Origin of the sequence: Streptomyces sp. NPDC057249, from assembly GCF_042669245.1 — a bacterium.
Taxonomy (GTDB): domain Bacteria; phylum Actinomycetota; class Actinomycetes; order Streptomycetales; family Streptomycetaceae; genus Streptomyces.
Genome location: NZ_JBHUXS010000004.1, coordinates 131,227 through 154,314 on the forward strand (window position 1 = coordinate 131,227; position 23,088 = coordinate 154,314).

The 23,088-nt window shown below is 73.2% G+C and carries 20 protein-coding genes and 1 tRNA gene; 13 read left to right on the top strand and 8 right to left on the bottom strand.

What is annotated here, in order from left to right; translation table 11 throughout:
- Positions 1-10: 10 nt before the first annotated feature.
- Positions 11-98, bottom strand: a tRNA-Leu gene (locus ACFUJY_RS09245).
- A 183-nt stretch (positions 99-281) separates the two neighbouring features.
- On the opposite strand from ACFUJY_RS09245, the gene ACFUJY_RS09250 reads away from it, so the two are divergent.
- From ACFUJY_RS09250 to ACFUJY_RS09260, 3 genes are all read left to right on the top strand, one after another.
- Entirely contained in the window at positions 282-1,616 is a 1,335-nt protein-coding gene (locus ACFUJY_RS09250) for a M20/M25/M40 family metallo-hydrolase (RefSeq protein ID WP_383296793.1), read from the top strand.
- A 141-nt stretch (positions 1,617-1,757) separates the two neighbouring features.
- The gene (gene chpH, locus ACFUJY_RS09255) at positions 1,758-1,991 is read left to right on the top strand and encodes a chaplin ChpH (protein ID WP_361030497.1); all 234 of its coding nucleotides are present in this window, start codon (positions 1,758-1,760) and stop codon (positions 1,989-1,991) included.
- A 132-nt stretch (positions 1,992-2,123) separates the two neighbouring features.
- Positions 2,124-2,888 (top strand): chaplin, encoded by a 765-nt coding sequence (locus ACFUJY_RS09260; protein ID WP_383296797.1) that lies wholly within the window; start codon positions 2,124-2,126, stop codon positions 2,886-2,888.
- A gap of 100 nt (positions 2,889-2,988) precedes the next feature.
- Here the strand turns inward: ACFUJY_RS09260 and ACFUJY_RS09265 are convergent, their stop codons facing one another.
- The gene (locus tag ACFUJY_RS09265) at positions 2,989-3,177 is read right to left on the bottom strand and encodes a DUF5703 family protein (protein WP_018103708.1); all 189 of its coding nucleotides are present in this window, start codon (positions 3,175-3,177) and stop codon (positions 2,989-2,991) included.
- Between the two features lie 47 nt (positions 3,178-3,224).
- On the opposite strand from ACFUJY_RS09265, the gene ACFUJY_RS09270 reads away from it, so the two are divergent.
- Complete coding sequence (locus tag ACFUJY_RS09270; RefSeq protein WP_383296800.1) at positions 3,225-3,884, top strand: hypothetical protein; 660 nt, start codon at positions 3,225-3,227, stop codon at positions 3,882-3,884.
- A gap of 81 nt (positions 3,885-3,965) precedes the next feature.
- On the opposite strand, the gene ACFUJY_RS09275 is transcribed toward ACFUJY_RS09270, so the two are convergent.
- The gene (locus ACFUJY_RS09275; RefSeq protein ID WP_383296803.1) at positions 3,966-6,131 is read right to left on the bottom strand and encodes a helix-hairpin-helix domain-containing protein; all 2,166 of its coding nucleotides are present in this window, start codon (positions 6,129-6,131) and stop codon (positions 3,966-3,968) included.
- Positions 6,128-7,111, bottom strand: coding sequence for an aldo/keto reductase (locus ACFUJY_RS09280; RefSeq protein ID WP_383296806.1), 984 nt, complete (start codon positions 7,109-7,111; stop codon positions 6,128-6,130). Before ACFUJY_RS09280 ends, ACFUJY_RS09275 begins: the two co-directional genes overlap by 4 nt.
- 141 nt (positions 7,112-7,252) lie before the next feature.
- Here ACFUJY_RS09280 and ACFUJY_RS09285 point away from each other — a divergent pair, with 141 nt between their 5' ends.
- Together ACFUJY_RS09285 and ACFUJY_RS09290 are read left to right on the top strand one after the other, a co-directional pair.
- Positions 7,253-8,302: an LLM class F420-dependent oxidoreductase gene (locus ACFUJY_RS09285; RefSeq protein ID WP_383296809.1), complete on the top strand. Its 1,050-nt coding sequence runs from the start codon at positions 7,253-7,255 to the stop codon at positions 8,300-8,302.
- 255 nt (positions 8,303-8,557) lie between these two features.
- The gene (locus ACFUJY_RS09290; protein WP_383296812.1) at positions 8,558-9,388 is read left to right on the top strand and encodes a ferritin-like domain-containing protein; all 831 of its coding nucleotides are present in this window, start codon (positions 8,558-8,560) and stop codon (positions 9,386-9,388) included.
- Here the strand turns inward: ACFUJY_RS09290 and corA are convergent.
- Positions 9,366-10,361 (bottom strand): magnesium/cobalt transporter CorA, encoded by a 996-nt coding sequence (gene corA, locus ACFUJY_RS09295; RefSeq protein ID WP_383296814.1) that lies wholly within the window; start codon positions 10,359-10,361, stop codon positions 9,366-9,368. The genes ACFUJY_RS09290 and corA overlap by 23 nt on opposite strands.
- Positions 10,362-10,435: 74 nt before the next feature.
- Here corA and ACFUJY_RS09300 point away from each other — a divergent pair, with 74 nt between their 5' ends.
- The 5 genes from ACFUJY_RS09300 to ACFUJY_RS09320 all read left to right on the top strand — a co-directional run bounded on the left by ACFUJY_RS09300 (position 10,436) and on the right by ACFUJY_RS09320 (position 17,135).
- Positions 10,436-11,134 carry a histidine phosphatase family protein gene (locus ACFUJY_RS09300; RefSeq protein ID WP_383296817.1) on the top strand — a complete coding sequence of 233 codons (699 nt, stop codon included), beginning with the start codon at positions 10,436-10,438 and terminating at the stop codon, positions 11,132-11,134.
- A 94-nt stretch (positions 11,135-11,228) separates the two neighbouring features.
- Positions 11,229-11,819, top strand: coding sequence for a DUF3090 domain-containing protein (locus tag ACFUJY_RS09305; RefSeq protein WP_383296820.1), 591 nt, complete (start codon positions 11,229-11,231; stop codon positions 11,817-11,819).
- A complete protein-coding gene (locus ACFUJY_RS09310) occupies positions 11,783-12,622 on the top strand; it encodes an SCO1664 family protein (protein ID WP_383296823.1) in 840 nt (279 codons plus the stop codon). Before ACFUJY_RS09305 ends, ACFUJY_RS09310 begins: the two co-directional genes overlap by 37 nt.
- A gap of 110 nt (positions 12,623-12,732) precedes the next feature.
- Entirely contained in the window at positions 12,733-13,962 is a 1,230-nt protein-coding gene (gene mshC / locus ACFUJY_RS09315) for a cysteine--1-D-myo-inosityl 2-amino-2-deoxy-alpha-D-glucopyranoside ligase (RefSeq protein ID WP_383296826.1), read from the top strand.
- Positions 13,963-14,084: 122 nt separating this feature from the next.
- Positions 14,085-17,135: an NPCBM/NEW2 domain-containing protein gene (locus ACFUJY_RS09320; RefSeq protein ID WP_383296828.1), complete on the top strand. Its 3,051-nt coding sequence runs from the start codon at positions 14,085-14,087 to the stop codon at positions 17,133-17,135.
- 61 nt (positions 17,136-17,196) lie between these two features.
- Here the strand turns inward: ACFUJY_RS09320 and ACFUJY_RS09325 are convergent, their stop codons facing one another.
- Entirely contained in the window at positions 17,197-18,273 is a 1,077-nt protein-coding gene (locus tag ACFUJY_RS09325; RefSeq protein WP_383296831.1) for a PAC2 family protein, read from the bottom strand.
- A 256-nt stretch (positions 18,274-18,529) separates the two neighbouring features.
- Here ACFUJY_RS09325 and ACFUJY_RS09330 point away from each other — a divergent pair, with 256 nt between their 5' ends.
- Together ACFUJY_RS09330 and ACFUJY_RS09335 are read left to right on the top strand one after the other, a co-directional pair.
- A complete protein-coding gene (locus ACFUJY_RS09330; protein ID WP_383296834.1) occupies positions 18,530-19,867 on the top strand; it encodes an enolase C-terminal domain-like protein in 1,338 nt (445 codons plus the stop codon).
- Positions 19,864-20,643, top strand: coding sequence for an SDR family NAD(P)-dependent oxidoreductase (locus ACFUJY_RS09335; protein ID WP_383296837.1), 780 nt, complete (start codon positions 19,864-19,866; stop codon positions 20,641-20,643). The genes ACFUJY_RS09330 and ACFUJY_RS09335 overlap by 4 nt, the downstream gene beginning before the upstream one ends.
- 44 nt (positions 20,644-20,687) lie before the next feature.
- Here ACFUJY_RS09335 and ACFUJY_RS09340 read toward each other — a convergent pair whose 3' ends face one another.
- Together ACFUJY_RS09340 and ACFUJY_RS09345 are read right to left on the bottom strand one after the other, a co-directional pair.
- Positions 20,688-21,359 (bottom strand): FadR/GntR family transcriptional regulator, encoded by a 672-nt coding sequence (locus tag ACFUJY_RS09340; protein WP_383296840.1) that lies wholly within the window; start codon positions 21,357-21,359, stop codon positions 20,688-20,690.
- Positions 21,360-21,469: 110 nt separating this feature from the next.
- Positions 21,470-23,083 carry an FAD-dependent oxidoreductase gene (locus ACFUJY_RS09345; protein ID WP_383296843.1) on the bottom strand — a complete coding sequence of 538 codons (1,614 nt, stop codon included), beginning with the start codon at positions 23,081-23,083 and terminating at the stop codon, positions 21,470-21,472.
- Between the last annotated feature and the right edge of the window lie 5 nt (positions 23,084-23,088).

Sequence of the window (23,088 nt, forward strand, 5' to 3'; positions counted from 1 at the left end):
GGCCTGTGGTTGGTGTCCGAGGGGGGACTTGAACCCCCACGCCCGATAAAGGGCACTAGCACCTCAAGCTAGCGCGTCTGCCATTCCGCCACCCGGACAAGGTGTCTGTCTCGCGGGCCTCGCCCGTTCCGACGTGGAAAACCATAGCAAACATCGGCGGGTGCTCGATCACGCCCCGGTCCCGTGCGAAGGCCGCATGGCGGGGCGCGGGGGGCCTTGGGTGTGCGGGCGGCGCGCGGGAGGATGAGGGGGAGCACCACGGCGACAGGGAAGGAACCAGCGTGAGCGAGAGCAATGCGGCCCGGAGCGGCTCGGGCGAGACCGCCGAGAACGAGGTGGTGGACCTCTGTCGTGACCTGATCCGGATCGACACCAGCAACTACGGCGACCACTCCGGGCCCGGCGAGCGGGCGGCCGCCGAGTACGTGGCCGAGAAACTGGCCGAGGTCGGGCTCGAACCGAAGATCTTCGAGTCCCACAAGGGCCGCGCCTCCACCGTGGCGCGGATCGAGGGCGAGGACCCGTCCCGTCCGGCCCTGCTGATCCACGGCCACACCGACGTCGTCCCGGCCAACGCGCACGACTGGACGCACCACCCGTTCTCCGGCGAGATCGCGGACGGCTGCGTGTGGGGCCGGGGCGCGGTCGACATGAAGGACATGGACGCGATGACGCTCGCGGTGGTGCGCGAGCGCATGCGCAGCGGCCGCAAGCCCCCGCGCGACATCGTGCTCGCCTTCCTCGCGGACGAGGAGGCGGGCGGCACGTACGGGGCCCGCTACCTCGTGGACGAGCACCCCGACCTGTTCGAGGGCGTCAGCGAGGCGATCGGCGAGGTCGGCGGCTTCTCGTTCACCGTCAACGAGAACCTGCGGCTGTACCTCGTGGAGACGGCGCAGAAGGGCATGCACTGGATGCGCCTGACCGTGGACGGCACCGCGGGCCACGGCTCGATGACCAACGACGACAACGCGATCACCGAGCTGTGCGAGGCCGTCGGCCGGCTCGGCCGGCACACCTGGCCGGTCCGGGTCACCAAGACCGTGCGGTCCTTCCTGGACGAGCTGTCGGACGCGCTCGGCACCCCGCTGGACCCGGAGGACATGGAGGCCACCCTCGCCAAGCTCGGCGGCATCGCCAAGATGGTCGGCGCCACCCTGCGCAACTCCGCCGCCCCCACCATGCTCGGCGCCGGCTACAAGGTCAACGTGATCCCCGGACAGGCCACCGCCCACGTCGACGGACGCTTCCTGCCGGGTTACGAGGAGGAGTTCCTGGCCGACCTCGACCGCATCCTCGGCCCGCGCGTCCGGCGCGAGGACGTGCACGGCGACAAGGCGCTGGAGACCGACTTCGACGGCGCGCTCGTGGACGCGATGCAGACGGCCCTGAAGGCCGAGGACCCGATCGCCCGCGCCGTCCCGTACATGCTCTCCGGCGGCACGGACGCCAAGTCCTTCGACGACCTGGGCATCCGCTGCTTCGGCTTCGCCCCGCTGAAGCTCCCGCCGGAGCTCGACTTCGCGGGCATGTTCCACGGCGTGGACGAGCGGGTTCCGGTCGAGGGGCTGAAGTTCGGCGCCCGGGTCCTGGACCGCTTTATCGACCACAGCTGACCCAAGGGCGTAAATCGCCAGGATGTACGGCTATAACCGGAACGAGTGAATGGGGCGTTCGGCTCGTAGCCCCGTTACTTCCTCCTCGTTACAGGGGGTGCGGTCCGCGGCTGGGACCGCGTTTGCCAACTAGGAGGAATCATGATCAAGAAGATCGTCGCCGCGGCGGCTGCCACCGGTGGTCTGGTGCTCGCGGGCGCCGGCATGGCCGTCGCCGACTCGGGTGCCCAGGGTGCCGCCATCGGCAGCCCCGGCGTCATCTCGGGCAACGTCATCCAGGTTCCCGTCCACGTGCCCGTGAACGTGTGCGGCAACACGATCGACGTGATCGGGCTGCTGAACCCGGCCTTCGGCAACGTCTGCGTCAACGACTGACGTGGTGCAACCCGTAAGGGTTTGAGCCCGCTCGGCCCCGGACCGCGATGCACGCGCTCCGGGGCCGTCGGGTCCTTTGCCTCCGCACGGTAGTCCGGGGGTACTCCGGAAGGTAGAAGGCAGGAAACACCTATGCGACAGGTCACGCGAAACGGCCTGATCACCATGGCGGCCGCGGGTGGCGTTCTCGCCCTCGGCGGCGGCTACGCGCACGCCGACGCGGGAGCGGCCGGCGGCGCTTCGAATTCCCCGGGGGTGATTTCAGGGAATTCGGTGCAGATTCCGGTCCACGTGCCGGTGAACGTCTGCGGAAACTCCGTGAGCGTCGTCGGACTGCTCAACCCGGCCGTCGGGAACGCCTGCGGAAACGGTTCGGACGGCGCGTCCGCCGGCCGGCACGACTCCGCCTCGGGCACCTCCGGCAGCCACGCCGGCCACCGGGCCGCCGACGACCACGCCCGGGGGGCGAACACGGGCACCGGCAAGCACCGGGCCGTCCGCGGTGGCAACGGCGGCGGGGCGACCGCCCAGGGAATCACGCAGGGATCGCCCGGTGTGCTCTCGGGCAACCAGATCCAGGCGCCCATCGACATCCCCGTGAACGTCTGCGGCAACAGCATCGACGTCGTCGGACTGCTGAACCCGGCGATCGGCAACACGTGCGAGAACGAGAGCACGCCGCCGGTCGACGTTCCGGAACCCCCGGTCCGCCACGTCACGCCGCCGACGCCCGAGAAGCCCACTCCGAACACGCCGGAGCCGCAGACCGTGCCGGAGGCGCCGCAGCTCGCCCACACCGGCGCGGGCGGGCTGGACCTGCTCGTCCCGGCGAGCGCGGGCCTGCTGCTGGCCGGCGCGGGCACGGTGCTCTACCGCCGCGCGAAGGCCGCCGCCTGACGGCAGCGCCGCACCGGCGAGCACGCGACAAGCGAATGGGCCCCGCGGATCGCGGGGCCCGTTCCACGTGGCCGGACGGTCTGCGGCCGGTCCTTCCGGCTCACCACGTGGCCCGTAGCTGACGGATGATCCGGCGGCGCAGCCGCACGCGGCGGCTGCCGTCCCGGCGCAGCGTCAGACGGTCCAGCTCCCAGTGCCCGTACTCGGCATGGTCGGTCAACAGGCGGGCCGTGTCCTTCCTGGACACCCCGCGCGGCACGTACACATCGACAAATTCGTATTCCGGCATCGAATCCATTGTGCGGGCAAGGGCCCGGTACGGATAGCGTCTGCCCCATGTCTGATGCTGCGCAGCCCACCGCTGCCGAGGTACGCGCCGCCGCCGATGCGGTCAAAGCCGCGATCGACCACCACCTCGCGGCGGTCGAACGCCGGTCGGGGGACGATGATCCCGCTGTCTACGACGCGTTCAACGCACTGGCCGCCGCCGCCGAGGTCTACGACGAACTTCTCTACGACCGCCACGACGAGGTCACCCCGTTCGAGATCCCGGGGGAGCAGGACGCCCTGCCGCCCTACAACGGACCCGACGAGCCGCACGCGCTCAGCGTGCTGATCCGCCGCGACTACGCGGTGGTGGAGCCCCAGCGGCTGCTGGCCCAGGCCCAGCGCCTCGCCGACGCCGACCCGGACGAGCGGGAGGACGGCGGGGCGGCGGCCGTCGGCAACAGCGTGCACGCGGCGCTGGGGGTGCTCTTCGGGGAGTACGAGGCGGACGAGATCGCCTCCCGGCACACGGAGTTCGGCCTGGAGGAGGGCGACTCCACGCTCTGGGTCGCGGCGGCGGACGAACTCCCCGAACCGGGGGAGTGGCTGGCCGCCCCGTTCGACGACGCCGACCCCCAGCTGGTGGTCTGCCGCTTCGACGTCAGCGCGGTCTTCGACGACGACGACCTCGACGACGAACCGGAGGGACCGGGGCACCCCGCCGGCTGACCGCCGCACCGGAACCCCTCGGAACGGCCGGAGGGCCCCCGTGGACGCGCCAGGCGTACGCGGGGGCCCTCCCGGGCGCTCTCACTCCTTCGGGGGCTCCTGGGCCTCCCGGGACGCCTCCAGCAGGCCCCGCAGGCGCGTGGTGCGCTCCTGGGCGGGCACCTCGGCCACCGCGCGCGGCAGGGCCTGGTCGACGCCGTGCACCACGGACAGATGGCGCTCGCCCCGGCCGAACGCGGTGTAGACCCACGGGCGGCTCAGCCCGCGCGCCGCGTCGCCCGGCAGCACCACGACCGCGGCCGGCCACCGCGTCCCGGCCGCCTGATGGGCACTGAGCGCCCACGCGTGGCGCACGGAGTCCGCCACCCGCTCCTGCGGCACGACGACGGGCGCCCCCGCACAGTCCAGGTGCAGCCCCTCCGCGTCCGCCGACACGACCACGCCGGGCACCGTCCGCCCCGGCGCCGGGACATGGGCGACCCGGTCGCCCGGGTCGAAGCCGCCGAAGCGGCCGGGGCCCGGGTTGAGCCGCTGCTTCAGGGCCTCGTTCAGCACCCGGGTGCCCGCGGCGCCGCCATGGCCCACCGTGATGACCTGGGTGTCCCCGGACGGCACCCCGAGGGCGCGCGGCACCGAGTCGGCGACGAGCTGGACCGTGCGGTGCACCGCCTCGCCCGCGTCCCGGACCGGGACGATGACGACCTCCTTGCCCGGCGCCGCCACCTGGTTCAGCTCGCCGACGCCGATGCCCGAGACCAGCTCGCCGATCGGTCCGGCGTCCGGGGTGCGGGAGACGACCCGGGGGCAGGCGCGGGCGGCCAGCACGTCGGCGAACACCTGCCCGGCACCCGCCGAACCCAGCACGCCCGGGTCGCCGCTGAGGACCAGCCGGACGCCGTCGGCCAGGGACTCCACCAGCATCGCGCCGGTCTCCACGTCCAGCTGGGGCGCGTCCAGCACGACGAGCAGGTCGAGGGCGAGCGCCCCCTCCTCGTCCCGCCCCGGTCCCTCGGCGCCCGCCAGCAGCCCGGCGAGCGTGACGGCCGCCTCCGGGGCGCCGACGTCCTCCGCGAGCCGCCTGCGGCCGTCCACGCTGTGCGCGGCGCCCAGGGCGCGCAGGCCGAGCCCCCGGGCGGCGGCGATCAGGGCGGCCGGCTCGGCCCGGGCCGCCTCGCCGCCCGTGTGCGCGACGAGACCGTGGGCGGCGGCCGCGCGGATCAGCTCACCGGCCGACGGGGAGGGCGCGGCGGCGGCCGCCGCCGACCAGTCCGCGTCCTCGTCGCCGCCGACGACCAGCCGGGCCAGTCCGTCGGCCAGGCTCTCCTCCGCCAGCGCGTACCGGTCGAGGCCGAGGAGCACGGGGCCCGGGGCTGCGGCCTCGGCCGTCTCCTCGGCCTCCGGGGCGTCCTCGGCTTCTCCCTGCTCCTCCGGCCCGTCCTGGAAGACCAGCACGACGCCCTCCGCGACGGCGTGCCGCACGGCCGCCGCGGGGTCGCTCACGCCCCGGCCGGCCAGCGCCTCGCGCACCTGGTCCGCGTCCAGCGCGGTGTGGCCGCGGAGCGCGGCGTGCTCCAGGACCCAGCCGGTCAGGGCGGCGGTGCGGCGCTCGTCGTCGGGCCCGCAGGCCGCGCCGAGCAGTGCCCGCGCGAAGCCGTCGGCCTGCTCGGGGCCGACGCCGGGCAGGGCCAGCAGCTGCCAGGGGTCCTCGCGCAGGATCTCGGCGGCCCGGTCCCCGAGCAGCGCGGCGGCGGGCCGGCCCAGGGCGGCAGGGGCCCCGCCGGCGGACAGCACGGCGGCGACGGCGGCGACGCTCTCGGGCGAGGCGGCCCGGGGCGCCGGGGCGGGCTCGGGGGCCCGCTCCCGTACCGGAGCGGGCGCGGGGGCCGTCCGGCGGGCGGGCGCCGGCGCGGGCGAGTCGTAGAACGCCGTGGCGGGCTTCTGCCCGTTCTCCACGGCCCGGACGGCCGCCAGCAGATCGGCCGCGGTGCCGCTCAGCTTCCCCCCGGCCTCGATGGGCCCGTCCTTCTCGGCCTTCCGCTTCTCGATCCGCTCCCGCAGCTCGCGCTGAGCGGCGATCTCGGCCTCGGCCTCGGACACCGCGGGGGCACCTTCGGCGCCGGCCCCGTCACCGGTGCCCGCCGGGACGTCCTCGGCGGCGGGGGTGCCGCCCGGGTCCGCCGCCTCGGCGGCGGCCGGGTCGGCGGCGGTGTCGGCGCCGGGGGACTCCCCCCGGGGTAGCGCGGTCACAGCGTGCTCCAGTCCTGGTCGGGATAGCGGTGCACGGGCGCCGACACGTCGTCCAGCGCCTGGCAGATCTCGTCAGGAAGACTAAGCGTCTCCACTGACAACGCCTCCGTCAGCTGCTGCGCGTTGCGCGCGCCGACGATCGGGGCCGCGACCCCGGGCCGGTCCCGGACCCAGGCCAGGGCCACCTGGACGGGGGTGGTGGCCAGCCCGTCGGCCGCGGTCGAGACCGCGTCCACGATGCGGCGCGCCGCGTCGTCCAGGTACGGCTCCACGAAGGGGGCCAGCAGCTCGGACGCGCCGCGCGAGTCGGCCGGTGTCCCCGTGCGGTACTTGCCCGTCAGCACCCCCCGGCCCAGGGGCGACGAGGGCAGCAGGCCGACGCCGAGGTCGAGCGCGGCGGGCAGCACCTCGCGCTCCACGCCGCGCTGGAGCAGCGAGTACTCCAGCTGCGTCGCGGCGAGCCGGGTCCGCGCCCCGGGCGCCGCGAGCTGCCAGGTCGCGGCCTTCGCGAGCTGCCAGCCGCAGAAGCCGGACACCCCGGCGTAGCGGGCGCGCCCGGAGGACACCGCGAGGTCCAGCGCCTGGAGCGTCTCCTCCAGCGGGGTCCGCGGGTCGAAGGCGTGGAGCTGCCACAGGTCCACGTAGTCGGTGCCGAGCCGGCTCAGCGAGGCGTCGAGGGCCGCCAGCAGGTGCCCGCGCGAGGCGTCGACCCTGCGGTACGGGTCGGCGACGCTGCCCGCCTTGGTCGCGATGACCAGGTCGCGCCTCGGCACCAGGCCGTCCACGAGCCGCCCGAGCAGGTACTCGGCCTCGCCGCCGCCGTACACGTCGGCCGTGTCGACCAGCGTGCCGCCCGCCTCCCAGAACACCTTCAGCTGCTCGGCAGCGTCGTGCTCGTCGGTGTCCCGGCCCCAGGTGAGGGTGCCGAGCCCGATCCTGGACACACGAAGGCCGGTGCGGCCCAGATGCCTCTGCTCCATGGGCGCTGAGATTACTGGCCACGGGCGCGGGCGTCGCAGGGCTGTGGACGACCGGCGCGCGGGCGGCCCCCTGCCGGAGCGCGCTCCCGCGCGCTAGAGTCCGGAACTCAGGGACGTTACTGATCGGTAAGGGGTTCGGCTATGCGGCTCGGCATCAATCTCGGCTACTGGGGCGCGGGAATGGACGGCGACAACCTCGCCGTCGCACAGGAGGCCGACCGGCTCGGCTACGACGTCTGCTGGGCGGCCGAGGCGTACGGCTCCGACGCGCCGACCGTGCTGGCCTGGGTGGCCGCCCAGACGGAGTCCATCGACGTCGGCTCCGCCATCCTCCAGATCCCCGCGCGCCAGCCCGCGATGGCGGCCATGACGGCGGCCACGCTCGACTCGCTGTCCGGCGGCCGGTTCCGCCTCGGCCTCGGCGTGTCGGGCCCGCAGGTGTCCGAGGGCTGGTACGGCGTCAAGTTCGACAAGCCGCTGGCCCGCACCCGGGAGTACGTCGACATCGTCCGCAAGGCGATGACCCGCGAGCGGCTTTCGTACGAGGGGGAGCACTGGACGCTCCCGCTGCCGGACGGCCCCGGCAAGCCGATCAAGCTGACCGTGCACCCGCAGCGCGAGCACATCCCGCTCTACATCGCCGCGATCGGCCCGAAGAACCTGGAGCAGACCGGCGAGATCGCCGACGGCGCCCTGCTGATCTTCCCGTCGGCCGAGCACCTGGAGGAGACCGCGGTCAGCCATCTGCGGGCCGGCCGGGAGAAGGCCGGGAAGACGATGGAGGGCTTCGACGTCTGCCCGACCGTGCCGCTCGCCGTCGGCGACGACATCCCGGGCCTCGCGGACATGTTCCGCCCCTACACCGCGCTGTACGTGGGCGGCATGGGCAGCGCGAAGCAGAACTTCTACAACCGGCTGGCCCAGCGCATGGGGTACGAGAAGGAGGCCGCCGAGATCCAGGAGAAGTACCTCGCCGGCGACAAGAGCGGCGCGGCGGCGGCCGTACCGCACCAGCTGATCGACCAGACCACGCTGCTCGGCTCCGTGGACCGCATCGCCGAACGCATGCAGGCGTACGCGGAGGTGGGGGTCACGACCCTGACCCTGGCGCCGGCCGGCTTCACGCTCGACGAGCGGATCACCGCGCTCCGGGCCGGCACCGACGCCCTGGAACGGGCCGGGCTCGCGTAGGGCCTGTCCGGAAGAGGCTCTGCGGCCGTGGTGGGGGCTCGGGGGGTCCTCCCCGCCACGGCCGTCACCGGGAACAACGCGCCCGCCCCGGCGGGGTTACGGGTCCACGCAAAAACGGTTCACCCGCTGCGGTCGCGCCTCCCGCGCGCCGGTCCGGCGCCACCCGTACGGCCCAGCCGCCGCCCGCTCCTGTTGCCCGGCCGGGTCCGGCGCATTTGACTGGCGCTCGGCGACGCCGGCACGGAGGTGGCAGTGATGCTCTCGGCAAAGAACCTGTTCCAGGAGATCCTCGACAACGACGACTCGTTCCGGCTGTTCTGCTCCATCGCGGCCAGCGGAGAGTCGCAGGGCGGCTGGGAGAACGGCCGGATCGCGGCCCTCGTCCCCGCGAGCCAGCGCCCGCTGGCCCCCAAGATCGCCCGGCACGGCGCCGACGAGGACAAGCACGGCAGGATCTTCCACGCCCTACTCAGGAAGCGCGGACTGCACCCCGCACCCGTGCCCCCGGACACCGACTACACGATGCTTCTGGAGCGCCACGGCATCGGACTCGCGCACGAGCAGCTGAGCCGCGACGAGCCCCTGACCGAGCGCGACGTCATCACGTACCTGGCCCACAGCCGGGTCACCGAGCAGCGCGCGTCCGAGCAGATGCGGCTGCTGCACAAGCACTTCGCGGACCACCCCGAACTCGGCCGCGCGGTCCGGATGATCTCCGCCGACGAGGACAACCACCTCGCCTACTGCCACGAGGAGCTGCTGCGCTTCGCGCGGGCCGGGCACGGCCGCACGATCCAGCGCGTCCTGCGCGAGTGCGCGCTCGCCGAGATCCGGATCTACCGCGACGTCAGCCTCGCCGTCATGGACCACATGGGCCGGGTGCTCGGCTGGTCCAGGGCGAAGGCCGGGGTCCTCGCGGCGGGCATCCACGCCGTGTACGCGTACGAACGCCTCGGCGGCTGGCGGCGCATGGTCAGCCTGGCACCGCCCGCCCGCCGCGACGCCCTCGGCGGCCCCGCGACGCCCGCACCCGAGTACGCCCAGGGGCCGGAGGCTCCGGAAGTCAGAGCCAGCCGCGCCGTTTGAACTGGCGGTACAGGCCCACCACCGCACCCGCCATCAGCAGCAGCACCAACGGGTACGAGCCGACCCACCGCAGCTCCGGCATGTGCTCGAAGTTCATGCCGTAGATCCCCGCGACCATCGTCGGCACCGCGGCCATCGCCGCCCAGGCGGAGATCTTGCGCATGTCGTCGTTCTGCCGCACCCCCATCTGGGCGAGATGCGCGGACAGGATGTCGGACAGCAGCCGGTCCAGCCCCTCCACCTGCTCGTTGGCCCGGGTCAGGTGGTCCTGGACGTCCCGGAAGAACGGCTGCGCGTGCTCCTGGACGAACGGCACTCCCGCGCTCGCCAGCCGGGCCATGGGCGCGGCCAGCGGGACCGTCGCCCGGCGGAATTCGAGCACCTGGCGCTTGAAGGTGTAGATGCGGGCCGCGGTGTTCTTGGAGTCGTCCGTACCGCTCGGCGCGAAGACCTGCGTCTCCAGCTCCTCCAGGTCGACCTGGAGCTCGCTCGCGACGTCTATGTAGTGGTCCACGATCGCGTCGCTCACCGCGTACAGGACCGCCGTCGGCCCGTGCCGCAGCACCTCGGGCTCGGCTTCGAGGCGGCGGCGCACGGCGGCCAGCGGAGCGCCGTCGCCGTGCCGCACGGTCACGACGAACGAGTCGCCCATGAACACCATCAGCTCGTGCGTGGTGACCGTGTCGCTGTCGTGGTCGTACAGGACCGGTTTGATCACCGCGAACACCGAGTCGTCGTAGACCTCCAGCTTCGGACGCTGGTGGGCGGAGAGGGCGTCCTCCACGGCCAGCGGGTGCAGCCCGAACTCGTTGCTGACGAGGTCGAACTCCTTCTCCGTCGGCTCGTGCAGGCCGATCCAGAGGAACGCGTCGCCGGACTCCCGCGCCTCTTCGAGCGCGTCGGAGAAGTCGGCGGGGCCCTCGGTCCGGCGTCCGTCGCGGTAGATGGCGCAGTCGACAATCACGGCGCGCATTCTTCCCTGCTTCCGGCCCGGTATGCACCTTTGGCCCCGCCGGGGAACCCGGCCGCGCCCGTACGCTGGACGGCATGCCCACCCTGATCCTCGTACGCCACGGACGCTCCACCGCCAACACGTCGGGGGTGCTCGCGGGCCGGACCCCCGGCGTCGCCCTCGACGAGCGCGGCGCCGCACAGGCCGCCGCGCTCCCCGGACGGCTGGCCGCCCTGCCGCTCGCCGCGGCCGTCAGCAGCCCCCTGCAACGCTGCCGGGAGACGCTGGAACCCCTGCTGGCCGCCCGCCCTGACCTGCCGCTGCACGTGGAGGACCGGATCAGCGAGTGCGACTACGGCGACTGGTCGGGCCGCAAGCTCGCCGAACTCACCGACGAGCCGCTGATGACCGTGGTCCAGCAGCACCCCTCCGCCGCCGCGTTCCCCGGCGGCGAGTCGATGCGCGCGATGCAGGCCCGCGCCGTCGACGCCGTACGGGAGTGGAACGCGCGGATCGAGGCGGAGCACGGCGAGAACGCCGTCTACGCCATGTGCTCGCACGGCGACATCATCAAGTCCCTGGTCGCCGACGCGCTCGGCATGCACCTGGACCTCTTCCAGCGCGTCCACGCCGACCCGTGCTCGGTCACCGCGATCCGTTACACGAGGCTCCGCCCCTATCTGCTGCGCCTCGGCGACACCGGTGACCTCGCCGGACTCGCGCCCCGGGAGCCGGGCCCGGACGCCGCCGCCGGGCAGAACGCGACGGTAGGGGGCGGCGCTGGGGCGCCGTGATCGCCGCGCGCAGTAGGGTGGACGCGCCGTAGAACGCTTTTCGAGACCTCCGGCCCACCCTCATCTGCCCGTCGACTCTCAAGGGAGACAGGACGTGTCCCGTCAGGTGTTCCTCTACGACCCCCCGGACCGTTTCGTGGCCGGCACGGTCGGGCTGCCTGGACGCCGTACGTTCTTCCTACAGGCGTCCTCAGGCGGCCGTGTCACCAGCGTGGCCCTGGAGAAGACCCAGGTCGCCGCACTCGCCGAGCGCGTGGACGAACTGCTCGACGAGGTCGTACGCCGCACCGGCGGGAACTCCCCGGTGCCCGCCGTCGCCCCGATGGACGTCACGGACACCGCGCCGCTCGACGTTCCCGTCGAGGAGGAGTTCCGCGTCGGCACCATGGCGCTGGCCTGGGACGGCGAGGAGCAGCGCATGATCGTCGAGGCGCAGGCCCTGGTCGAGCTGGACGCCGAATCCGTCGAGGACCTGGCCGAGGCCGAGGAGCGGCTGCTCCAGGACGAGGAGAACGGCCCGCCGATGCTCCGCGTCCGGCTCACCGGTGCCCAGGCCCGCGCGTTCGCCAAGCGCGCCCTGGACGTGGTGAACGCCGGCCGCCCGCCCTGCCCGCTGTGCAGCCTGCCGCTCGACCCGGAAGGACACGTATGCCCGCGCCAGAACGGATACCGCCGGGGCGCCTGACCGACGCGGAGCACCTCGCCCTGCTGACCGAGGGCACCCTCACCGTCCTCGGGCAGGTCCGCGGCGCGTCCAACGCGGTGCTGTACTGCTCCGTCGCCCACGAGGGCGAGGAGGCGTACTGCGTGTACAAGCCGGTGGCCGGCGAGCAGCCGCTCTGGGACTTCCCCGACGGCACCCTCGCCCAGCGCGAGGTGGCCGCCTACGAGGTCTCCGAGGCCATGGGCTGGGGCCTGGTCCCGCCGACCGTGCTGCGGGAGGGGCCGTACGGCCAGGGCATGTGCCAGCTGTGGATCGAGGCCGAGGAACCGGGCGGGGACGAGCCGGGGCTGCTCGCGCTGGTCGAGGACGAGGAGCCCGGCGAGGGCTGGAAGGCCGTCGCGTTCGCCGAGGTGGGGGAGGGGAGGACCGCGCTGCTCGTGCACGCGGACGACCCCCGGCTGCGGCGGCTCGCCGTCCTGGACGCCGTCATCAACAACGGCGACCGCAAGGGCGGCCACCTGCTGCCCGCGCCCGGCGGCCGGCTCTACGGCATCGACCACGGGGTGACCTTCAACGCCGACGACAAGCTGCGCACCCTGCTCTGGGGCTGGGCGGGCGAACCGCTGACCGCCGAGGCCGTCGAGGTCCTGGACCGGCTGGCCGCCGCACTGGAGCCCGGCGCCCCGCTCGTCACCCGGCTGGCCCAACTCATCACGGCGGCCGAGATCGAGGCCCTGCGGGCCCGGGTGGGCGGCCTGCGGGAGACCGGGCTGCACCGGAAGCCCAGCGGCGAGTGGCCCGCCATCCCCTGGCCGCCCGTCTGACACCGGCTCCGCCCCGATGCACGTCGGGCACGGCGGCGCAAGAGTGCCTCTTCGGTCAGGATCACCCCTCCGGTTCGTATCCGGAAGCCGCATCCGGTTACGCTCGTGGCATGCATGCCTGGCCCGCTTCTGAGGTCCCCGCCCTGCCCGGCAAGGGCCGCGACCTTCGGATCCACGACACCGCGACCGGCGGACGGATCACCCTTGACCCCGGTCCCGTCGCCCGCATCTACGTCTGCGGCATCACGCCGTACGACGCGACCCACATGGGTCATGCGGCGACCTACAACGCGTTCGACCTCGTGCAGCGCGTGTGGCTCGACACCAAGCGGCAGGTTCACTACGTCCAGAACGTGACGGACGTGGACGACCCGCTGCTGGAGCGGGCCGTGCGCGACGGACAGGACTGGACCGAGCTCGCGGAGCGCGAGACGGCCCTGTTCCGGGAGGACATGACCGCGCTCCGCATGCTCCCGCCGCGCCACTACATCGGAGCCGTCGAGGCGATACCCGGCATCGTGCCGCTCGTGGAACGGCTCCGCGACGCGGGCGCCGCCTACGAGCTCGACGGCGACATCTACTTCTCCGTCGACACCGACCCGCACTTCGGCGAGGTCTCGAACCTGGACGCCGAGGCGATGCGGCTGCTCTCCGCCGAACGCGGCGGTGACCCGGAGCGCCCCGGCAAGAAGAACCCGCTCGACCCGATGCTCTGGATGGCCGCCCGTGAGGGCGAGCCGAGCTGGGACGGCGGCTCCCTCGGCGCCGGCCGGCCCGGCTGGCACATCGAGTGCGTGGCCATCGCCCTGGACCACCTCGGCATGGGCTTCGACGTCCAGGGCGGCGGCTCCGACCTGGCCTTCCCGCACCACGAGATGGGCGCCTCGCACGCCCAGGTGCTGACCGGCGAGCACCCCTTCGCCCAGGCGTACGTGCACGCCGGCATGGTCGCCCTGGACGGCGAGAAGATGTCCAAGTCCAAGGGCAACCTCGTCTTCGTCTCCGCGCTCCGCCGCGAGGGCGTCGACCCGGCCGCGATCCGCCTGGCCCTGCTCGCCCACCACTACCGCTCCGACTGGGAGTGGACCGACCAGGTGCTCGCCGACGCGGTGGCCCGGCTCGGCCGCTGGCGCGCCGCCGTCTCCCGCCCCGACGGGCTGTCCGCCGACGCCCTCGTCGAGGAGGTCCGCGCGGCGCTCGCCGACGACCTGGACGCCCCGGCCGCGCTGGCCGCCGTCGACCGCTGGGCCGAGCGGCAGGCCGCCGAGGGCGGTACGGACGAGGGGGCGCCCGGTCTCGTCTCGCGGACCGTGGACGCCCTCCTGGGCGTGGCTCTCTAGCTCCTCCTCGTAACGCTCCGTCGCAGCAGCCGACTTCACCGGCCCCGGACTTCTTCATGAAGTTCGGGGTCGGTTCCGTTTTGTCCATGGTCAAATGCTTGGTGCTGCGCTAAAAGCGCTCTATGCAATCATCAACGCGCATCAGATCGGCAGTAGTTGCAGCGCTGCTGGGACTGTTCGCCGTACTCACCGGACCGGGTGCCGCCCGCGCCGACGACGCGGCGGAGCCCGTCGGCACGACGGTCGGCGAGGTCACCGGTTTCGCGGCCGACGGGGCCGTGTACCGCCTGACGGCGGGGGCGGCGAAGGCCCGGGTCAGCTTCGTCTCCGAGGAGACCTTCCGCATCGAACTCGCCCCCGACGGCACCTTCGAGGACCCGGCCGGCGACGCCATCGTGCTCCCGCAGGGCACCCCGCCCCGCACCCGCTGGACGGAGCGCGGCGACCGCTACGAGCTGTCCACCCGGAGCGTCACCCTCCGTGTCTACAAGTCGCCTCTGCGGTTCGCCCTGTACCGGGCCGACGGCAGCCGGGTCTGGTCCGAGGCGAAGGGGCTGAGCTGGGACGCCGAGCAGACCACCCAGACCCTCGCCCGCGGCGCCGACGAGCAGTTCTACGGCGCCGGCATGCAGAACGGGCGGGGCAACACCTCGCACCGGGGCAAGACCGTCGAGGTGGGCGTCGACTACAACTGGGACGACGGCGGCCACCCCAACTCGGTGCCCTTCTACCTCTCCTCGGCCGGCTACGGCGTCTTCCGCAACACCTTCGCGCCCGGCACCTACGCCTTCAACGACCCGGTGACCACCAGCGAGAAGGAGCGGCGCTTCGACGCGTACTACTTCGCCGGTGACAGCGCCAAGGACGTCATCGGGCAGTACACGCGGCTCACCGGCAAGCCGTTCCTGCCGCCGGTCTACGGCATGGAGATCGGCGACGCGGACTGCTACCTGCACAACGCCAACCGGGGCGAGCGCCACACCCTGGACGCGCTGAAGGTCGCCGACGGCTACCTGGAGCACGACATGCCCAACGGCTGGATGCTCGTCAACGACGGCTACGGCTGCGGTTACGAGAACCTCGCCGAGACCGCCAAGGGCCTCCAGGAGCGGGGCATGCAGGCCGGCCTCTGGACCGAGGACGGCATCGACAAGCTCGGCGACCAGGTCGCGGCCGGGCAGCGGGTCGCCAAGCTGGACGTCGCCTGGGTCGGCGCGGGCTACAAGTTCGCCCTCGACGGCTGCAAGGACGCCTACGCGGGCATCGAGGCCAACAGCGACGCGCGCGGCTTCACGTACGCCCCCGAGAGCTGGGCCGGCGCGCAGCGCTGCGGGGTCCAGTGGTCCGGCGACCAGTATGGCACCTGGGACTACATCCGCTGGCAGATCCCGACCTACGCGGGCGCCACGATGTCCGGTCTCGCCTACACCACGGGCGACGTCGACGGCATCTTCGGCGGCAGCGCCAAGACCTACACCCGCGACCTCCAGTGGAAGATGTTCCTGGGCACCACGATGACCATGGACGGCTGGGCGGCCAGCGACAAGCAGCCCTTCCGCTACGGCGAGCCGTACACCTCCATCAACCGCGCTTACCTCAAGCTCAAGGAGTCGCTGCTGCCCTACCAGTACTCCTACGCCCACGAGGCGACGAAGACCGGCGTCGGCATGGTCCGCCCGCTGGTCCTGGAGTACCCGGACGACCCGAAGGCCGCGACCGATGCCGCGAAGTACGAGTTCATGTCGGGCGAGGACTTCCTCGTCGCCCCGGTCTACCAGGACAGCACCGAGCGCGACGGCATCTACCTGCCGAAGGGCACCTGGACCGACTACTGGAGCGGGCGCACCTACCAGGGCCCCGTCACCCTCGACGACTACAGCGCCCCGCTGGACACCCTGCCGCTGTTCGTGAAGGCCGGGGCGAGTGTGCCGATGTGGCCGGGCATCCGCTCGTACACGGACCGCACCGCCGACTCCCCGCTGGCCTGGGACATCTACCCGCAGGGCCGCTCCTCGTTCACGCTGTACGAGGACGACGGCGTGACCCGCGAGCACCGCGACGGCGCGTACGCCACGCAGACCGCCGACGTCCGCGCACCCGCCCGGGGCCCGGGCGACGTGACCGTGGACATCGGCGCGAGCAAGGGTGAGTTCAAGGGCAAGCAGAGCAGCCGCCCGTACGAGTTCACCGTGCACACCGGCTCCGAGCCGAGCGCGGTCCAACTCAGGGGCAAGCTGCCCCGGCTCACCTCGGCCGCCGCGTACGCGAAGGCGGAGCAGGGCTGGTTCTACGACCGGGACGACCGGGGCGGCGTGGTGAAGATCAGGACCGCGCCCCTGCCCACGGACCGGAAGTTCTCCGTGAAGCTCAAGCACACCAGCGCGGTCGGCGGCCGGAACGCCGAGGCCACGGCCACCGTCACCGCCCCGCGCGGCCAGGAGACCGGCGCGGGCGCCCCGAGCACCGTCGCCGTCGACGTGACGGCGGGCCGGGCGGACGTCACGGACGCGTCCGTCACGCTCGACGTCCCCGAGGGCTGGCAGGCCGCCCCCGCCGCACCCGTCGAGCGGATACCGGCGGGCACCACCCGCCGCGTCGAGGTCCGGGTCACCCCGGCGAAGGACGCGAAGGCCGGCGAGGCGCGGCTGACCGCCCTCGCGCGCTACCGGTCCGCGGGCGAGTCCCGCACCGCTGCGGAACGCCTCGCGGTCACCGTCATGCCGGCGCCGCCCAGCGGTGAGACCTGGGCGAGCGACATGGAGTGGCTGAACGCGGCCAACGGCTACGGCCCCGCCGAGCGCGACCGCAGCAACGGCGAGTCGGGCGCGGCCGACGGACACCCGCTCACGCTGGCCGGGAAGACGTACGAGAAGGGGATCGGCACCCACGCCGACTCCGACATCGAGGTCTACCTCGGCGGGCAGTGCTCCCGGTTCACGGCGGACGCCGGCATCGACGACGAGATCAACGGGTACGGCGAGGTCGCCTTCTCCGTGGAGGCGGACGGCAAGGTGCTGTGGACCTCGCCGAAGGTGACCGGGGCGTCGGAGACCGTGCCGGTCGACGTGGCGCTCGACGGGGCGCGGCACGTGCGCCTGAAGGTCACGGACACGAACGGGTCCAAGACCGGTGACCACGGCGACTGGGCCGCGGCGCGCTTCGTCTGCTCCTGAATGACGGTCACCCGGCGCGGGAGCCGGGCGGGTTCGCACCCGCCCGGCTCCCGCGCCGCGCTCAGTCCTGCGACGGGGGGCCGTCGGGCCCGTCGTCGGTAGGGCTCTCGTCCGTACGGTCATCGCCCTCGTCGGACGGCGGCCGGACCGGCCCCGGCTGCCCCGGACCGCCCGGCTGCCCCGGACCGGTCTCCGGCCGGACCGGCCTGGGCGGTCTCGTCCGGCCGCTCGACGTGTCCCTGAGGTACGTCGCGTCCCCGCTCTCCGTGGCGTGGCCGCCGGGCGGCTGCCCGGGGCCCGGATCGCGGCGCCGCAGATAGCGCTCGAACTCCCGGGCGATCGCCTCGCCGCTGGCCTCGGGCAGCTCGGCGGTGTCCCGCGCCTCCTCCAGGGTCTGCACGTACTCGGCCACCTCGCTGTCCTCGGCGGCCAGTTGGTCGACGCCGACCTGCCAGGCGCGCGCGTCCTCCGGCAGTTCGCCGAGCGGGATGCGCAGCCCGAGCAGGTCCTCGAGGCGGTTCAGCAGGGCCAGGGTCGCCTTGGGGTTGGGCGGCTGCGACACATAGTGCGGCACCGCCGCCCACAGGCTCACCGCGGGCACCCCGGCATGGGTGCACGCCTCCTGGAGGATGCCGACGATGCCGGTCGGGCCCTCGTACCTGGTCTCCTCCAGGTCCATGGTGCGGGCCAGGTCCGGATCGGACGTCACCCCGCTGACCGGGACCGGCCGGGTGTGCGGGGTGTCGCCGAGCAGCGCGCCGAGCACCACCACCATCTCGACGCCGAGTTCGTGCGCGAACCCCAGGAGCTCGTTGCAGAACGAACGCCAGCGCATGGACGGTTCGATGCCCCGGACCAGGACCAGGTCGCGGGGCTTGTCCCCGCCGACCCGGACCACGGAGAGCCGGGTCGTCGGCCAGGTGATCTTGCGCACCCCGTTGTCCAGCCACACCGTCGGGCGGTTGACCTGGAAGTCGTAGTAGTCCTCGGCGTCCAGCGCCGCGAACACCTCGCCCTTCCACTCCCGGTCCAGATGCGCGACCGCTGTGGAGGCGGCGTCACCGGCGTCGTTCCACCCCTCGAACGCGGCCACCATGACCGGGTCGATCAGCTCGGGAACGCCCTCGAGCTCGATCACCCCAGCCTCCTTCCGAAGTTCCCTTGCGTACGGGACAACCTTACGGCCTGCGGCCTCCCCTGCCGCAGCCCCCGTGCACGGCCGGGTGAACCCGGCGCACCGAGGTGCGAGGGGCCTTCCAGCGGGCAAGGAGCCCTCGATACATCCGAGCTGTCGGGGGAAAATTCCGACCTCTCTCTGGACTTGCGCCCTCGGATGCGGCTATACATCGGATGACCGGAACAGAGGTCCGATGTTATTTCTCCTGGGGGCGCGCATGAGTCAGACCGTCACGGATTTCGAGGTCCACGACATCCGTTTCCCGACCTCGGAACAACTGGACGGCTCGGACGCCATGAACCCCGACCCCGACTACTCGGCCGCCTACGTCGTCCTGCGGACCGACGCCGCCGGGACGGACGGCGAGCCGGCCGAGGGCCATGGCTTCTGCTTCACCATCGGCCGCGGCAACGAGGTCATGGCCGCCGCGATCGAGGCACTGCGCCCCTACCTGACCGGGCGCCCCGTGCCCCGGACGGCCGCCGCACTCGGCGCCCTGTACCGGGACCTCACGCACGACTCGCAACTCCGCTGGCTCGGACCCGAGAAGGGCGTGATGCACATGGCGGCCGGCGCGGTGGTCAACGCCGCCTGGGACCTGGCGGCCAAGCTGGCGGGCAGACCCGTCTGGGAGTTCCTGGCCGGGATGACGCCCGAGGAGCTGGTCTCCCTCGTCGACTTCCGCTACCTCACCGACGCCCTCACCCCCGACGAGGCGCTGGCCGTCCTGCGCGCCGCCGAACCGGGCCGCGCCGAACGCGCCGCCCGGCTGCGCGCCGAGGGCTACCCCGCGTACACCACCTCGCCCGGCTGGCTCGGCTACTCCGACGAGAAGCTGGTCCGGCTGGCCGAGCAGGCCGTGGCCGAGGGCTTCACCCAGATCAAGCTCAAGGTCGGCGGCCGGGTCGAGGACGACGTCCGCCGGATGGCGCTCGCCCGCGAGACGGTCGGGCCCGGCGTCCGGATCGCCGTCGACGCCAACCAGCGCTGGGACGTCGCCGACGCCCTCGCGTGGATGACCGCGCTCGCCCCGTACGACCCGCACTGGATCGAGGAGCCCACCAGCCCCGACGACGTACTCGGCCACGCCGCCGTCCGCGCCGGACAGCCGGTCAAGGTCGCCACCGGCGAACACGTCGCCAACCGGGTCGTGTTCAAGCAGCTCCTCCAGGCCGGGGCGGTCGACTTCGTCCAGATCGACGCCGCACGCGTGGCCGGCGTCAACGAGAACCTGGCGATCCTGCTGCTCGCCGCCAAGTACGGCGTCCCGGTCTGCCCGCACGCGGGCGGCGTCGGACTCTGCGAACTCGTCCAGCACCTCTCGATGTTCGACTACGTGGCCGTCTCCGGCACCCACGAGGACCGGGTGATCGAGTACGTCGACCACCTCCACGAGCACTTCACCGACCCCGCCGTCATCGTGAACGGCCGCTACACCGCCCCGGCGTCCCCCGGCTTCTCGGCCAAAATGCGCCCCGAGTCCATTGCCGCACACCGCTACCCGCAGGGCCCCGTCTGGCAGGCCCGGCGCCACGAGAAGGAGGAGAGCCGATGACCGGCACACGCGACTTCGACGGGATGAACGCCCTGGTGACCGGGGGCGCCTCCGGCATCGGCGCCGCCGTCACCGCCCTGCTCCTGGAGCGCGGCGCCCGGGTCGCCGTCCTCGACCGCGACACCTCCGGCGCACCCCGGGGCGCCCTCGCCGTCGAGGCCGACGTCACCGACGACGCCGCCGTGCGCGCCGGGGTGGACCGGGCCGCCGCCGAGCTGGGCTCCCTGCACACCCTCGTCTCCAACGCGGGCATCGGCGCCATCGGGACCGTCGAGGACAACGACGACACCGAGTGGGCCCGGGTCCTCGACGTCAACGTCCTCGGCATGGTCCGGGCCGCCCGGCACGCCCTGCCGCACCTGCGCCGCGCGGCAGCCGAGCGCCCCGGAGCCGTGTCCATCACCCACACCTGCTCGATCGCCGCGACCGCCGGGCTGCCCCAGCGCGCCCTGTACAGCGCGAGCAAGGGCGCCGTCCTCGCGCTCACCCTCGCCATGGCCGCCGACCACGTCCGCGAGGGCGTCCGCGTCAACTGCGTCAACCCCGGCACCGCCGACACCCCGTGGATCGGCCGGCTGCTGGACCGGGCGGACGACCCGGCCGCCGAACGCGCCGCGCTGAACGCCCGGCAGCCGCTGGGCCGGCTGGTCTCCGCCGACGAGGTGGCCGCCGCGATCGGCTACCTCGCGAGCCCCGCCGCGGCCTCCGTGACGGGCACCGCCCTCGCCGTCGACGGCGGAATGCAGGGCCTGCGCCTGCGCCCCGCCGGCAGCTGAACCCGCACCCCGCCATGCCCACCGGGTCCGAGCCGCGGGAACGGTCACAACGTGGACCGCAGCCACTGCTCCACGCTCGCCACATGCACCGTCGCCCACGCCCGCGCGGCCTCCGCGTCGCGGTCCCGCAGCGCCGCCAGAATCGCCCGGTGCTCATGCAGCGTCCGGCTCACCGCGTCCTCCTGCGTCAGCCCCCGCCACACCCGCGCCCGCGTGGTCGGCCCCGAGAGCCCGTCCAGCAGCGAGCAGAGCACCGAGTTGCCGGACGACTGGACGATGCCCCGGTGGAAGTCCAGGTCGCAGGCGACCAGCTCCTCCACCGAGGGCCGCTCGCCCAGCGCGTCGAGCTGCGCGCTCAGCGCGTCCAGCTGGTCCTCGCCGATCCGGCTCGCCGCCATCGCCGTCGCGGCCGGCTCCAGGATGCGGCGCACCGCCAGGAACTCCAGCACGGTGTCGTCCCGGTGGAAGTCCACGACGAAGCTCAGCGCCTCCAGCAGCAGCTGCGGGTCGAGGCTCGTCACATACGTGCCGTCGCCCTGGCGGACGTCGAGAATGCGGATCAGCGACAGGGCGCGCACCGCCTCCCGCAGCGAGTTGCGGGAAAGACCCAGCTCAGAGGCGAGTTCGCTCTCCTTGGGGAGACGATCGCCGGGCTTCAGCGCACCCGAGACGATCATTCCCTTGATCTTCTCGATGGCCTCGTCGGTGACAGCCATGGGCGACCTCCAGACATCCGATGTATCGCCCCATTATGCGGCCATGAAGAAGGCCGGTACGACCGTCGGACCGAAGTGAGGTCCGCTCGGCCGCACCGGCCGCCCGCGACTCAGCCGCGCCGCTCGCCGAGCACCTTCTCCACACCGGCCCGGACCTCGTCCGTCGCCAGGCCCCGGATCGTCAGCGTCGTCCGCCGCCGCAGCACGTCCTCCGCGGTCTCGGCCCACTCGTGGTCCCGGGCGTAGGCGACCTGCGCCCAGACCTCCGGCGCGTCCGGGTGGATGCGCTCGGCCAGCGCCGGGTTCTCGTTGGCCAGCCGGGCGATGTCGAAGGCCAGCGAACCGTAGTGCGTGGCCAGATGGCGCGCGGTGTCGGCCGCCATCCGGGGACCGGGCGTCCCCCCGTCCACCAGCAGCCGGTGCGCCACCGCGTTCGGGGAGGCGATCCCGGGCAGCGGCAGCTTCCTCGGCAGCCGGGCCATCGGCTCCATGTCCTCCGCCAGCGGGTGCCCGGGCAGCGCGGCCAGCTTGTTCATCACCGTACGGCCGATGTGCCGGAAGGTCGTCCACTTGCCGCCGGCCACCGACAGCATCCCGCCCCGGCCCTCCGTCACGACCGTCTCGCGTTTGGCCTTCGAGGTGTCGCCGGGCCCGCCGGGCAGCACCCGCAGTCCGGCGAAGGAGTAGGTGATCAGGTCCCGGGAGAGCTGCTGGTCGCGTACCGAGAACGCGGCCTCGTCCAGGATCTGCGCGGTGTCCTTCTCGGTCACCGCGACATCCGCCGGGTCGCCCTCGTACGCCTCGTCCGTCGTGCCGAGCAGCAGCATGTCCTCCCAGGGCAGGGCGAACGTGATGCGGTACTTGTCGATCGGCGTGGCCAGCGCCGCCTTCCACGGCCGGGTCCGCTTCAGCACCAGGTGGGCGCCCTTGGACAGGCGTATGGAGGGCGCCGCGTTCGGGTCCTCCATCTTCCGCAGGTGGTCCACCCACGGCCCGGTCGCGTTCAGCACCAGCCGGGCGGTCACCCCGAACTCCGTGCCGTCCATGGAGTCCCGCAGCTCCGCGCCCGTCACCCGGCCCCGGGTGAACCGGAGCCCGGTCACCGCCGCGTGGTTCAGCACCACCGCGCCCGCGTCGACGGCCGCGCGGACCGTCATCAGCGCCATCCGCGCGTCGTTCATCTGGTCGTCGCCGTACACCGCGACGGCCCGCAGGTTGTCCGTGCGCAGCTCCGGCACATCGCGTGCCGCCCGCGCCGGGCTGATCACATGGCCGACCCCGTCGCCGAAGGCGGACAGCGCCGAGTACGCGAACACGCCCGCGCCGAGCTTCGCCGCGCCGTGCGGCCCGCCCTTGTAGACCGGCAGGTAGAAGGTGAGCGGGTTGGCCAGGTGCGGGGCGACCTGGCGGGAGACCGCACGGCGCTCGAAGTGGTTCTCCGCCACCAGCTTCACCGCACCGGTCTGCAGGTAGCGCAGACCGCCGTGGAGCAGCTTGGAGGAGGCGGAGGAGGTGGCGCCGGCGAAGTCGCCGGCGTCCACCAGGGCCACCCGCAGTCCGGACTGCGCGGCGTGCCAGGCGGTGGAGATGCCCAGGATGCCGCCGCCGATCACCAGGAGGTCGTACGTCGCCTTGGAGAGCTGCTCCCGGGTCTCGGCGCGGCTCGGGAGGGAGCCGGAGGCCGGATGCGTCCCGAGTGCGGGGACGCTCTGCAGGGTGGTCATGTCGT

Coding starts and splice junctions, on each gene's coding strand:
- ACFUJY_RS09340 (WP_383296840.1), bottom strand. CDS start 21,359: ATGGCTGTCACCGACGAGGCCATCGAGAAGATCAAGGGAATGATCGTC.
- ACFUJY_RS09320 (WP_383296828.1), top strand. CDS start 14,085: ATGCAATCATCAACGCGCATCAGATCGGCAGTAGTTGCAGCGCTGCTG.
- ACFUJY_RS09310 (WP_383296823.1), top strand. CDS start 11,783: ATGCCCGCGCCAGAACGGATACCGCCGGGGCGCCTGACCGACGCGGAG.
- ACFUJY_RS09300 (WP_383296817.1), top strand. CDS start 10,436: ATGCCCACCCTGATCCTCGTACGCCACGGACGCTCCACCGCCAACACG.
- corA (WP_383296814.1), bottom strand. CDS start 10,361: ATGCGCGCCGTGATTGTCGACTGCGCCATCTACCGCGACGGACGCCGG.
- ACFUJY_RS09285 (WP_383296809.1), top strand. CDS start 7,253: ATGCGGCTCGGCATCAATCTCGGCTACTGGGGCGCGGGAATGGACGGC.
- mshC (WP_383296826.1), top strand. CDS start 12,733: ATGCATGCCTGGCCCGCTTCTGAGGTCCCCGCCCTGCCCGGCAAGGGC.
- ACFUJY_RS09260 (WP_383296797.1), top strand. CDS start 2,124: ATGCGACAGGTCACGCGAAACGGCCTGATCACCATGGCGGCCGCGGGT.
- ACFUJY_RS09280 (WP_383296806.1), bottom strand. CDS start 7,111: ATGGAGCAGAGGCATCTGGGCCGCACCGGCCTTCGTGTGTCCAGGATC.
- chpH (WP_361030497.1), top strand. CDS start 1,758: ATGATCAAGAAGATCGTCGCCGCGGCGGCTGCCACCGGTGGTCTGGTG.
- ACFUJY_RS09270 (WP_383296800.1), top strand. CDS start 3,225: ATGTCTGATGCTGCGCAGCCCACCGCTGCCGAGGTACGCGCCGCCGCC.
- ACFUJY_RS09265 (WP_018103708.1), bottom strand. CDS start 3,177: ATGCCGGAATACGAATTTGTCGATGTGTACGTGCCGCGCGGGGTGTCC.
- ACFUJY_RS09330 (WP_383296834.1), top strand. CDS start 18,530: ATGAGTCAGACCGTCACGGATTTCGAGGTCCACGACATCCGTTTCCCG.
- ACFUJY_RS09290 (WP_383296812.1), top strand. CDS start 8,558: ATGCTCTCGGCAAAGAACCTGTTCCAGGAGATCCTCGACAACGACGAC.
- ACFUJY_RS09345 (WP_383296843.1), bottom strand. CDS start 23,083: ATGACCACCCTGCAGAGCGTCCCCGCACTCGGGACGCATCCGGCCTCC.
- ACFUJY_RS09335 (WP_383296837.1), top strand. CDS start 19,864: ATGACCGGCACACGCGACTTCGACGGGATGAACGCCCTGGTGACCGGG.